The following is a 12164-nucleotide window of genomic DNA, read 5'->3' on the forward strand; positions in this document are numbered from 1 at the left end:
CGCCGCGACTTCGGCACGTTGGTCCTGGAGGTGCGGCCGCCGGTCCGGCGGGACGACGGGGAAGCCGGGAGCGCGGGCGCTTCTTCGCCAAGTCGGCGTTGTGCGGCCGCGGAGCCCCGGCAAGGCTGGTGCTGCCTCGCCGGACCGCATGCCCGGCGAGTCGGGAACGACCTGGATGGCAGTGAGAGTTCATTGGGAAAACAAGAGCGCGGAGTGCTCACCCGGAATCACCTGATCGCGGTGGCCGGCGTCGAATTCGACCGCAACGGATATGACGGGACATCGTTTTCCCGGCTGAGCCGAACCGCCGGAGTTTCCATCGGCGCGCTCACCTTTCATTTCTCCACCAAGGCGGAACTCGCTTCGGTGGTGGAGGAATCCGGCCGGTCCGCCACCCGCGCGGTGGTCGAGAACGTCACGGCCCGCGGGGGCGGTACGGCGCTGGACACCGTCTGCGCCCTCGTCCTCGCCCTGGGCCGGCTGATCGAGACGGACGCGGTCGTACGCGCCGCCGCGCGACTGACCCAGGAACGCGCGGGCGCCGGCCCCGAGTGGTGCGGCTCCTGGCTGCCGGAGGTCAGAGCCCTGCTCGGGCAGGCGGCCGAACAGGGCCTGCTGCGCCCCGACGTGGACCCGCGCCCGGTCGCCCTGCTGACGGCACACCTGATGTGCGGCACCGTCGCGCGGGTACGCCACGGCCGGATCCGCCGACCGGGTGCGGCCGTCGAGGAACTGCGTGAGCTGTGGCGGGTCCTGTACCGCGGTATCGCGGCGCCGGCCGCCGAAACCGAAAATGCCTAAGTAGGCCGAAAACAAAGGGAAATGGGGACCCGCGGGGACCGGCGGCATCTAGCCTCGGTGGCATGAATTCCACACCTTCCCGCATAACCAAGGCAGTCATCCCCGCCGCCGGTCTGGGTACCCGTTTCCTCCCGCTGACCAAAGCGACCCCCAAGGAAATGCTGCCGGTCGTCGACAAGCCGGCCATCCAGTACGTGGTCGAAGAGGCGGTCGCCGCCGGGCTGTCCGACATCCTCATGGTCACCGGCCGCAACAAGCGTGCCCTCGAGGACCACTTCGACCGCAACTACGAGCTGGAGGAGGCCCTCCAGCGGCGCGGCGACCAGGACAAGCTCGACAGCGTCTGCGCCTCCACCGAGCTCGCCGACATCCACTACGTGCGCCAGCGGGACCCCAAGGGGCTCGGTCACGCCGTCCTGTGCGCCGCCCCCCACGTCGGTCAGGAGCCGTTCGCCGTCCTGCTGGCCGACGACCTCATCGACCCCCGCGACCCGCTCCTGGCCCGGATGGCGGACGTCCGCGCCCGGCACGGCGGCAGCGTCGTCGCCCTCATGGAGGTCGATCCGGACTCCATCCACCTGTACGGCTGCGCCGCGGTCGAGCAGTCCGGCCTGTCCGAACAGGCGGCCGGAGGCGGGGGAGTGCGCATCACCGACCTGGTGGAGAAGCCGGAGCCCGGCACCGCGCCCAGTCGCCTCGCGATCATCGGCCGCTACCTCCTCGACCCCGAGATCTTCGAGGTCCTGCGCGCCACGAGCCCCGGCCGCGGTGGTGAGATCCAGCTGACGGACGCGCTGCGCGCCCTCGTCCGCGCGGGCCGCCCCGTGCACGGCGTCGTGTTCTCCGGCCGGCGCTACGACACGGGGGACCGGGCCGAGTACCTGCGGGCGACGGTGCGGCTCGCGTGCGAACGCGATGACCTCGGGCCCGAATTCCTGTCCTGGCTGCGGGAGTTCATGCGGTCGCAGGAGCTGGTCGGCGTCTGATCCGCCGCCCGGTGGGCGACCGCGGATTCGCGCCGGTCGCCCACCCCGCCCGCACCGCCACTTGGCCAAGTTGCCCAAATCTCACCGGGGTTCGGCTCTCCGAGTAGTTACCGAACAGTAGTTACGTAATTTCTTCACCGGAGCCGACGACCGCAGCGGCGTCCGGCCCACCGAGTGCACGAAGGGAGGTGAACCACATGAGGAACCTGCACGCAGTGAAAGCGGTGAGCGCGGTGAAAGCGGTGAGCGCGCTGAACGCGGTGAAGGCGGTGAGCGCGGCGGACACCCCCGGCGCCGTGGCCGACGTACCCCTCGGCTCCCTGCTCTCCGCCGATTCCCCGCGCACCGTCCGGGTGGACGAGAGCCATGCACAGGCCCTCGCCCAGTCCGGCCAGGCGCTGCCGCCTCTGCTCGTGCACCGCGCCACCATGCGGATCATCGACGGGACGCACCGGCTGCGGGCCGCCGAACTGCGCGGTCAGCGCACGGTCGGGGTGAGGTACTTCGACGGAAGTGCCGAGGACGCGTTCGTCCTCTCCGTCGAGGCCAACATCAGTCACGGGCTCCCGCTGACCCATGCGGAGCGGACCGCCGCGGCGCTGCGGATCCTGCGGTCCCACCCGGACTGGTCCGACCGCGGTATCGCACGGCGGACCGGGCTGGCGCCCAAAACCGTGGCGGCCCTGCGCCGCCGCGAGGGTCCGGCGGCACCGGTGCCGCAGGCCCGGGTCGGCCAGGACGGGCGCGTACGGCCGTCCGACCCGGCACGCGGCCGCGAGGCGGCCGCCCGGCTGCTCGCCGGCCGTCCCACCGCCTCCCTGCGCCAGATCGCCCGGGAGGCGGGCATCGCCCCGTCGACCGTACGGGACGTGCGGCGCCGGATCGACGAGGGGGCGGACCCCGTACCGGCCACCCTGCGCCGCTCCGCGAACACCCCGCCCCCCGCTCCGGCAACGGCGCCGGCCCGGGAGCGGGGACAGGGCGGCGACCGGGGCCAGGGGCAGTCACTGCCCACCCTGGTCGGCAGCCTCTGCAAGGACCCCCTGCTCAGGCTGAGCGAAGCAGGGCGGCTCCTGCTCCGCATGCTCGACCTCCAGGTGAGCGGGCTGCGCCAGCGCGAACGGCTCATCGCCGCGGTCCCCCTGTACCGCGCCGAGACCGCGGCCGCCGCGGCCGCCCAGGTCGCGCGGGACTGGCAGGAGTTGTCCGACGAACTGGGCCGCCGTGCCTCGGCGGAAACCCCTGCCTGAGCCGGATTTTCCCCGGTGAGTACCGGCCTTCCGCGCGGGAGGCCTCCATCAAGTGTGTGAAAGGAAGTATGGCGATGTCGGTTGTCGAGGGCGCGCGGGTTGACGCGGCTGTGGGGGAGGGGGAGGGTCCGGTTCGTCTGGACGGGCGTTTGAAGCTCGTTCTGGTGGTGTTGCTGGTGGCGCAGTTCATGCTGGCGGTGGACTTTTCGATCCTGAACGTGGCGTTGCCGGTGATCGGTGACGGTCTTGGTTTCTCGTTGTCGAATCTGCAGTGGATCGCGACGGCGTTCGCGTTGTGCGCGGCTGGTTTCACGCTGTTGTTCGGCCGGGTGGCGGATCTGTTCGGGCGGCGGCGGCTGTTCCTGGTGGGTCTGGCGGTTCTGGGTCTGTCGTCGCTGGCGGGTGGTCTGGCGAACAGTCCGGAGATGCTGATCGTGGCGCGTGTGTTCCAGGGGCTTGCGACGGCGGCGGTGACGCCGGCGGGTCTGTCTCTGCTGACGACGTCGTTTCCGGAGGGTCCGCTGCGTCAGAAGGCGCTGGGTCTCAATGGTGCTCTGATGTCTGCCGGGTTCACGACGGGCGCGATCCTGGGTGGTGTGCTGACGGATCTGCTGTCGTGGCGGTGGGCGTTCTTCATCAACGTCCCGGTCGCGCTGGCGGTGCTGCTGATCGCTCCCGCGGTGATCAAGGAGTCTCGTCCGAGTACGCGTCCGAAGCTGGATCTGCCGGGTGCGACCGCGGTGACGTTGGGTCTGCTGGCGTTGATCTACGGGTTGACGCAGGCGGGTGAGCACGGTTGGGGTTCGGGTGCGGCGCTGGGCTGGCTGGCGGCGGGTGTGGTGCTGCTGGTCGTGTTCTATGCGGTCGAGTCGAGGTCGGCCGGTCCGCTGGTGCCGGTGAGTGTGCTGAAGAAGAAGTCGGTGGCCTGGGGCAATATCGCGGGTCTGATCGCGTTCCTGACGGAGACGAGCCTGGTCTTCCTGATGACGCTCTACCTGCAGGAGGTCCTGGACTTCTCGCCGCTGACGGCCGGTCTGTCGTTCGGTGTGCTGGGGATCGGTACGGTCATCGGTGGTTCGATCGCTCCGCGGGTGATCGGTGCGACGAGTACCCGCACGACGCTGATCGTCGGTGGTCTGTTGCAGGCGGCGGCGACGTTGAGTCTGATCGCGTTGGGTGAGACGTCGGCGAGTATGTGGCTGTTGCTGGTGGCCACGTTCGCGGGTGGTATCGGGAACATGCTGGTGATCGTCGGGTTCATGGTGACCGCGACGACGGGTCTGCCGGATCACGAGCAGGGCATGGCGACGGGTCTGGCGACGATGACCCAGCAGATCGGTATCACGATGGGCACGCCGATCATGTCCGCGATCGCGGCGGCCAACACCGACATCCACGCCGGCATCACCACCGCGATCATCGTCAACACCGCCATCGTGCTCCTCGGCACCCTCACCACCGTCCTCTTCCTCCGCGCCAAGGCAGCCAAGAACCCCGCTGCCACCGGCTGAGCGCGTCGAGCCGAGGCATCCCCCGCGAAGAGGCGACCCGGCACCACCGGCTCCGCACCAGCGGACCCGCCGACCGGGCCGGGTCGCCTCCCCTTCCCAAGGACCCCTGATGGACCTGCGTATCGAAGACCGTGTCTACCTCGTCACCGGAGCCTCGTCCGGCATCGGCGGGGCAACCGCCCGCCTGCTGGCCGGCGAAGGCGCCACCGTCGTCGGCGTGGCCCGCAAGCCGTGGAGCACCGACTCCCCCGGCGACCGGGTGAGCACCGTCACCGCCGACCTCACCGACCCCGACGCCGCCCGGCAGGTGGTCGACACCGTGCTGGAGCGCCACGGCCGGCTCGACGGCCTCGTCAACAACGTGGGGGCCCTGGAATCCCGTACGGGCTTCCTCGACGTGACCGACGAGCAGTGGAAGAGCACCTTCGAGGTCAACTTCCACTCCGCCGTACGCATGACCCGCGCCGCCCTGCCCGCACTCCTGGACGCGGGATCGGGAGCCCTCGTCCACATCGCGAGCGAGGCCGCCCGCTTCCCCGACCCCGGCATCGTCGACTACGCCGCCACCAAGACGGCACTGCTGTCGCTGTCCAAGTCCCTGGCCGCCGAGTTCGGCGTACGGGGCGTGCGCTCGAACGTGGTCTCCCCGGGGCCCACCCGAACGGCGCTCTTCGACGCGCCCGGCGGCTTCGCCGAACAGCTGGGCCGCCGCTTCGGCCTGCCGGCCGACGAGGCCGTCGACCACTTCATCCGCGAGGAACGCCGGCTCCCGAGCGGCCGTATCGGTACCCCCGACGATGTCGCCGGTGTCGTCGCCTACCTGCTCTCCCCCCTCGCGGACCAGGTCACCGGCGCCGAGTGGAGCGTCGACGGCGGCGCCCTGCGGCAGATCTGACCGGGGCCGGGCCGATGCGTCTTCCCCTTCCCCTCCTCGCCCTCGCGCTCGGTGCCTTCGGCATCGGGACCACCGAATTCGTCATCGTCGGCCTGCTCCCGGACGTCGCCGGCGACCTGTCCGTGTCCATCCCCTCCGCGGGCATGCTGGTCACCGGCTACGCGCTCGGCGTGGTCGTCGGCGCCCCCCTGATGACCGCGGCCGGCGCCCGGCTGCCGCGCAAGACGATGCTCGTCGCCCTCATGGGCATCTTCATCGCGGGCAATCTGCTGTGCGCGCTCGCCGGTGACTACACCGCCCTCATGGGCGGCCGGCTGATCGCCGCCCTCACCCACGGCGCGTTCTTCGGCATCGGGTCCGTCGTCGCCGCCGACCTGGTGGCACCGGACCGGCGGGCCAGTGCCATCGCCCTGATGTTCACCGGCCTCACCCTGGCCAACGTCCTCGGCGTGCCCCTGGGAACGGCGCTGGGCCAGCAGTTCGGCTGGCGCTCGACGTTCTGGGCGGTCACCGGCATCGGCGTCGTCGGCCTGCTCGCCCTCATCGCCCTGGTCCCGGCCCAGCCACGGCCGCAGAGCGGTTCGCTCCGCGGTGAACTCGCCGTCTTCCGCAAGCCGCAGGTGTGGCTGGCCCTGATGACGACCGTGCTCGGCTTCGGCGGGCTCTTCGCCTCCTTCACCTATCTCGCGCCGATGATGACGGAACTCGCCGGCTTCTCCGACGGGGCGGTCGCCTGGCTCCTCGTCCTCTTCGGCGTCGGGCTGTCCGTGGGCAACGTGCTCGGAGGCCGGGCCGCCGACCGGGCCCTGATGCCCAGCCTGTACGTGATCCTGGGCGGCCTCAGCCTGGTCCTGGTGGTGTTCACCTTCACCGCGCGGGCCGCCCTGCCCGCCGCGATCACCCTCGCCGTCTTCGGGGCGGTCGGGTTCGCGACGGTACCCCCGCTCCAGGCCCGCGTGATGCAGCAGGCGGCCGGGGCTCCGGCCCTCGCCTCCGCCGCGAACATCGCGGCCTTCAACCTCGGCAACGCCCTCGGGGCCTGGCTCGGCGGCCTCGCCGTCGCGCACGGCCTGGGCTGGACCGCGCCGACCTGGATCGGCGCCGGGCTGGCCGCGGCCGGCCTGGGCACCGCGGCGCTCTCCGGCCGGCTCGACCGCAAGAGCGGGCCGCCGCGCCCGCTGCCCACTCGATCCGCCCCTGCTCAATCGCTCCCCGCTCAACCGCTCCCCGCTCCATCCCTCTCCGCCGGTGCCGGGCACGGCACCCCACCATCGAACGGAAGTTGAGGCAGACCCATGAACGGTGTCGACCGCCGGACCATGCTCACCCGCAGTGCCGCCGTCGTCGGAGGCGCGGCCGTGGCCGGAGCGCTGTCCGGCCCCGTCGCGGCCGCCGCCTCCCCCGCCCCCTCGGGCGCGGCCGCCGCGGCCGCCGGGACCGGAGCCGTCGTCAAGCCGGGCGATCCGCGCTATCCGCTGCTGACCACCGGCAACAACCAGCGCTTCGTCGCACGCCCCGAGTACGTCAAGATGGTCCGCTCCACCGCGGACGCCGAGCGCGCCCTCAGGGACGCGGTCCGGGCCGGCAAGCGCGTCTCGGTGCGCAGCGGCGGCCACTGCTTCGCCGACTTCGCCGCCCACCCCGAGACCGAGGTCATCATCGACTTCTCGGAGATGACGCACGTCGGGTACGACCCCGCCTTCCGCGCGTTCGTCGTCGAGCCGGGCGCCCGCCTGATGAACGTGTACGAGGCCCTCTACAAGGGCTGGGGCGTCACCATCCCCGGCGGCATCTGCTACAGCGTCGGCGCCGGCGGGCACATCGTGGGCGGTGGCTACGGCCTGCTCTCCCGCGCCCACGGCCTCGTCGTCGACCACCTGTACGCCGTCGAGGTGGTGGTGACCGACGGGAAGGGCGGCGTACGCACGGTCGTGGCCACCCGGGAGAAGAACGACCCCCACCGCGACCTGTGGTGGGCGCACACCGGCGGGGGCGGCGGCAACTTCGGTCTGGTGACGCGCTACTGGTTCCGCTCCCCGGACGCCAAGGGGTCCGAGCCGGCCGACCAGCTGATATCCCCGCCGTCGACGGTCCTGGTGAGCGCCGTCGACTTCCCGTGGGAGCAGCTGACGGAGGCCAAGTTCACCCGGCTCCTGAAGAACTTCGGCGCCTGGCACGCGGCCAACAGCGGGCCCGACTCCCCGTACCGCAACCTCTCCAGCCTGTTCAACGTCAGCTCCAAGGCCCACGGCAGCCTGGGCATGTTCACCCAGGTCGACGCGACCGTGCCGAACGCCCGGAAGCTGCTGGACGACTACCTGGCGGCCATCACGGCCGGTACCGGCGTCACCCCCAAGGCGCTCACCCGCCCCACCGGAGAGCTGCCCGCGATGCCGCAGTTCGCCGAGCCCAAGACCCTGCCCTGGCTCCAGGCGACCCGCCTGGTCGGCACCAACAATCCGACCATCACCAATCCGACCTCACGCGGGGCGCACAAGTCGGCGTACATGAAGAAGAACTTCACCGACCACCAGATCTCCGCGCTGTACCGCTACATGAGCCGGCCCGACTTCACCAATCCGGACACCATGCTGGTGCTGTTCTCCTTCGGCGGGCAGGTCAACGCCGCCGCTCCCGACGCGACGGCGAACGCCCAGCGGTCCTCCATCTTCAAGATGTGCTTCCAGACCTTCTGGGAGGACGAGAGCGAGGACGGCTACTACCTCGGCTGGCTGCGGGACCTCTACGAGGACTTCTTCTCGGCGACCGGAGGCGTGCCGCTGATCGACGACAACACCGACGGCTGCTACATCAACTACCCCGACCGCGACATCACCGACCCGCGGCGCAACCGCTCCGGCGTGCCGTGGCAGACGCTCTACTACAAGGACAACTACCCGCGCCTGCAGCAGGTGAAGAAGCGGTACGACCCCTCCGACTTCTTCCGCCACTCCATGTCCATCAAGCCCGCCCGCTAGCCGCCCGCCAGCCGCCCGTCGGCCGCCGGCCGGCCGCCGGCGCGCAGCCGTCCGCGGTGAGCCGCCGACGCGTTGCCGTCCCCGTGCAGCCACCCTGCACGTCCCTGGCGTACACCCGCGTTTTCCCAGCTCAGAAGCCCTGTGCCCGGTCTCCGGTGCGCAGGGCTTCTGCGTTTTCCCGCGCAGGTGTTCGAGCGCCCGCCGGCGTTCGTTGACTCCCCGACCCGCTCCGGGAAAGCTGTGTCTCGGCCGGAAGAGGGCAGCCGAAAAGGCCCCCTCGCAGCGAGATCCGATCCCCTGGCCACCACCCCGTCAGCAGGCCCGCGGCACCGCCTTGCCGCGCTGTTCTCCACCCTGCCCCGGCTCGACTCCCGTATTCGACCTCCCCGTACAAGGAAGAAGAGGAAACCATGCGTTCCGTCGCCGTAGTCCTCGGCACCCGGCCGGAAGCCATCAAGTTCGCGCCGGTCATCCGCGCCCTCCAGGACGACCCGCGCTTCGAGCCCGTCGTGATCTCCACCGGGCAGCACCGCCAGATGCTCGACGAAACCCTCGACGCCTTCGGCCTCACCGCCGACGTCGACCTCAAGGTGATGGCCCCCAAGCAGACCCTCTCCCAGGTCACCTACCGCTCACTGCGCGGCCTGGAGGACTACCTCGCCTCCCGGCCCGCGGACGCGGTCCTGGTTCACGGCGACACCGCCACCACCCTCACCGGCGCCCTCGCCGGATTCCACCAGCGGATCCCCGTCGTCCACGTCGAGGCCGGGCTGCGCAGCGGCCGGCTCGGCTCCCCCTTCCCCGAAGAGGGCAACCGCCGCCTCGTCGCCCAGATCGCCGCCCTCCACCTGGCCCCCACCCCCGGCAACCTGGCGAACCTGCTGCGCGAGGGCATCGCCGCCGACACCGTCACCGTCACCGGCAACACCGTCATCGACGCCCTGCGCTGGGCCAGCGGCCGCGCCACCGACTACGGCGACCCGGCCCTCGCCGACCTCGACCACGACCCCCGCCGTGTCGTCCTCGCCTCCGCGCACCGCCGCGAGGCATGGCCGCACCTGCCGAACATCGGCCGGGCCCTGGCCGAGATCGCCGACGAGCCCGGCGTCCGCGTCGTCGTCCCCCTGCACCGCAACCCGGTCGTCCGCGAGGCACTGCTGCCCCACATCGGCGCCCACCCGCACATCACCGTCGTCGACCCGCTGCCCTACCTGAGCTTCTGCAAGCTCATGGCCCGCGCCGACGTCATCGTCTCCGACAGCAGCGGCAGCCAGGAGGAAGGCCCCGCCCTCGGCAAGCCCACCCTCGTCCTCGGCGACGTCACCGAGCGGTCCGAAGCCATCGTCGCCGGCACCGCCTGCCTCGTCGGCACCCACACCGCCGGCATCGTCGCCCACACCCTGGGACTGCTGCGCGACCGGCACGCCTACGACCGGATGGCCAACGCCGCCAACCCGTACGGCGACGGCCGGGCCACCGAGCGCACCGTCGCCGCCCTCGCCCACTACTTCGGCCTGGGGCCCGCCCCCCTCCCCTTCGTCCCCGAGACCACCGTCGACGAGCTCAGCGTCGAACTCGCCCGTACCGCCGACTTCGCCCGCACCTGACCGGCACCGACACCGAGAGGAAGCCCCGCATGAGCGCCACCCCGTCCGCCATCGAACGCCCGCTGAACTTCAGCACCCCGTACCTGAGGGCCGCGCTCGTCCGCGACGCCGTGGACTACACCGTCGAAGGCCGCACCATCGTCGTCAACCCCGGCGTGACGCCCGTGACCATCGCCGAGGAATTCCGCAAGACCATCCCCCCGCTCTCCTCCACGGTGCTCGCCGACACCCGGATCGAGCAGGCCGACGCCCTGCTCCTGCTGCGCCCCGCCGCGGAAGACGCCGATGTCAGCGGCATCATCGAGGAGCCCGGCTGGTCACACCTCGCAGACCTGGACGACCACGGTGACTTCCCCCGGGAGACACCCCTCTACCGCAGCCCCCAGGACGACATCAACACCGTCCTGTTCGACCCCACCTACGTGCTGGGCGAGAGCCGTTCGGAGGAGTACCTGCGGGAGTTCGACGTCCGCGCCAATCTGTGGTTCTCACCCGCCGGCACTGACTGCTTCATCCACAACAAGCACGACTTCATCGAGGTCCACACCCAGGTCCACGGCCTGGGACGCATGCAGCGGTTCCGCAACCAGGACCAGGCCTCCCTCTACCAGGACGTCCTGATGAGCCCCGGCTACACCACCCCGGACCCCTTCTGCGCGACCGGCCCCCAGTGCACCTACCACTACCCGATGCACCAGTACCGGGCCGACACCGACTGCATCTGGCTCGCCCTCGAGTACCACCCCGTACCCCGCGCTCTGCGCACCCTGCCCGTCCCGACCCTCCAGGAGAACCGCTCATGACCGCCGCCGGCAAGAACACCGAAACCGCCCTGCGCACCCCGAAGTTCACCGCCGAGGTCGTCGCCGACCAGCTCCGTGACGGCTACTGGCTGGAGGCCCCCGACATCGACGGGGACGGCAAGCCCGACCTCTTCGGCTACGGCCTGCGCCTCGGCGAGATCTACTGGTACGCCAACGACGGCGACTGGACCCGCCGCCTCATAGCCGACCGCATCAAGATGCCCGTCGGCGCCGACTTCGCCGACGTCAGCGGCAACGGCCACCCCGACGTGATCGTCTGCTACGACCTCTACGGACCGATCGGCACGATCCACGACGCCAACACCGAGGGCGGCAAGATCGACTGGCTGGAGAACCCCGGCACCCCCGACAAGGACGAATCGCGCTGGAAGCGCCACTACGTCGGCCGCGCCACCGGAATGCACCGCCTGCGCGCCGGCCACTTCACCCGCACCGACCGCCTCCAGATCATCGGCCTGCCCATCGTCGCCAAGGAAGACGTCCACGCGGTCCTGCCCGTCGTCCTGTTCACCCAGCCCGACGACGTGCACACCGCCGAGGAATGGCCGATGACCGTCATCGACGACAGCCACTTCCGCATGATCCACGGCGCCGAGAAGAAGAAGGGCCTGGTCCCCGGCTCCGACCTCGAATCCCTGCTCCTCGCCTCCGACGAGGGTGTCACCTGGCTCTACTACGACGAGGCGCGCCAGGAGTGGATCCGCGAGCTCATCGGCACCGGCGAGCTCACCCAGTTCGAACAGACCGGCTTCCGCGGCAGCGGCGACCTCAACGCCGGCCGCCTCGGAGACGACCCGATGGCCTACGTCGCCGCCATCGAGCCCTTCCACGGAAACACCGTCGCCGTCTACACCAAGGCCGCCGACGGCGACGGCTGGAACCGCGTCCTGCTGGACGTGTACGGCGACCCCAACGAGAACGGCGAGGGCCCCGGCCACCAGATCGTCTGCGCCGACTTCGACGGCGACGGCGACGAGGAGTTCCTCGTCGCACTGCGCGGCCCGTGGCCCTGGCAGGGCGTCATGTACTACAAGGCCATCGACGCGGCCAACGGCGTCTGGGCCAAGTGGCGGGTGTCCGAGGAATCCGTCGCCCGCATCGCCACGGCCGACTTCAACGGGGACGGCCGGCTGGACTTCGCCACCATCGCCTACTCCGTACAGAACTACTACGTGGCCAAGGACGCCAAGCTCATGGTCTACCGCAACGAAATCGAGCAGTAGGCCCGCACCCAGGACCGGTCCCCACGCCCTTCCCGGCCGGTCCCCACGCCCTTCCCGGCCGGTCCCCACGGCCCCACCTCGGCCGGTCC

At 70.9% G+C, this 12164-nt stretch carries 10 protein-coding genes; all 10 read left to right on the forward strand.

The window, feature by feature from the left end:
* Positions 1-213 precede the first annotated feature (213 nt).
* The gene (locus tag ACIP5M_RS22260; RefSeq protein ID WP_401199583.1) at positions 214-801 is read left to right on the forward strand and encodes a TetR family transcriptional regulator; all 588 of its coding nucleotides are present in this window, start codon (positions 214-216) and stop codon (positions 799-801) included.
* A gap of 62 nt (positions 802-863) precedes the next feature.
* Complete coding sequence (gene galU, locus ACIP5M_RS22265) at positions 864-1787, forward strand: UTP--glucose-1-phosphate uridylyltransferase GalU (RefSeq protein ID WP_401199585.1); 924 nt, start codon at positions 864-866, stop codon at positions 1785-1787.
* Between the two features lie 197 nt (positions 1788-1984).
* Positions 1985-3037: a ParB/RepB/Spo0J family partition protein gene (locus tag ACIP5M_RS22270; protein ID WP_401199587.1), complete on the forward strand. Its 1053-nt coding sequence runs from the start codon at positions 1985-1987 to the stop codon at positions 3035-3037.
* Between the two features lie 74 nt (positions 3038-3111).
* Positions 3112-4548 carry an MFS transporter gene (locus ACIP5M_RS22275; protein WP_401199589.1) on the forward strand — a complete coding sequence of 479 codons (1437 nt, stop codon included), beginning with the start codon at positions 3112-3114 and terminating at the stop codon, positions 4546-4548.
* Between the two features lie 109 nt (positions 4549-4657).
* On the forward strand, positions 4658-5443 hold the full coding sequence (locus ACIP5M_RS22280; RefSeq protein WP_401199591.1) for an SDR family NAD(P)-dependent oxidoreductase: 786 nt from the start codon (positions 4658-4660) through the stop codon (positions 5441-5443).
* Positions 5444-5457: 14 nt separating this feature from the next.
* Positions 5458-6729, forward strand: a complete 1272-nt coding sequence (locus tag ACIP5M_RS22285) for an MFS transporter (protein WP_401199593.1) — start codon at positions 5458-5460, stop codon at positions 6727-6729.
* A 9-nt stretch (positions 6730-6738) separates the two neighbouring features.
* On the forward strand, positions 6739-8421 hold the full coding sequence (locus ACIP5M_RS22290; RefSeq protein ID WP_401199595.1) for an FAD-dependent oxidoreductase: 1683 nt from the start codon (positions 6739-6741) through the stop codon (positions 8419-8421).
* A gap of 410 nt (positions 8422-8831) precedes the next feature.
* Positions 8832-10028 (forward strand): non-hydrolyzing UDP-N-acetylglucosamine 2-epimerase, encoded by a 1197-nt coding sequence (wecB, locus tag ACIP5M_RS22295; RefSeq protein ID WP_401199597.1) that lies wholly within the window; start codon positions 8832-8834, stop codon positions 10026-10028.
* Between the two features lie 29 nt (positions 10029-10057).
* The gene (locus ACIP5M_RS22300; protein WP_401199599.1) at positions 10058-10831 is read left to right on the forward strand and encodes a hypothetical protein; all 774 of its coding nucleotides are present in this window, start codon (positions 10058-10060) and stop codon (positions 10829-10831) included.
* On the forward strand, positions 10828-12075 hold the full coding sequence (locus ACIP5M_RS22305; protein ID WP_401199601.1) for an FG-GAP repeat domain-containing protein: 1248 nt from the start codon (positions 10828-10830) through the stop codon (positions 12073-12075). Before ACIP5M_RS22300 ends, ACIP5M_RS22305 begins: the two co-directional genes overlap by 4 nt.
* The last annotated feature ends 89 nt before the right edge of the window (positions 12076-12164 follow it).

Origin of the sequence: Streptomyces sp. NPDC088762, assembly GCF_044750905.1 — a bacterium.
Taxonomy (GTDB): domain Bacteria; phylum Actinomycetota; class Actinomycetes; order Streptomycetales; family Streptomycetaceae; genus Streptomyces.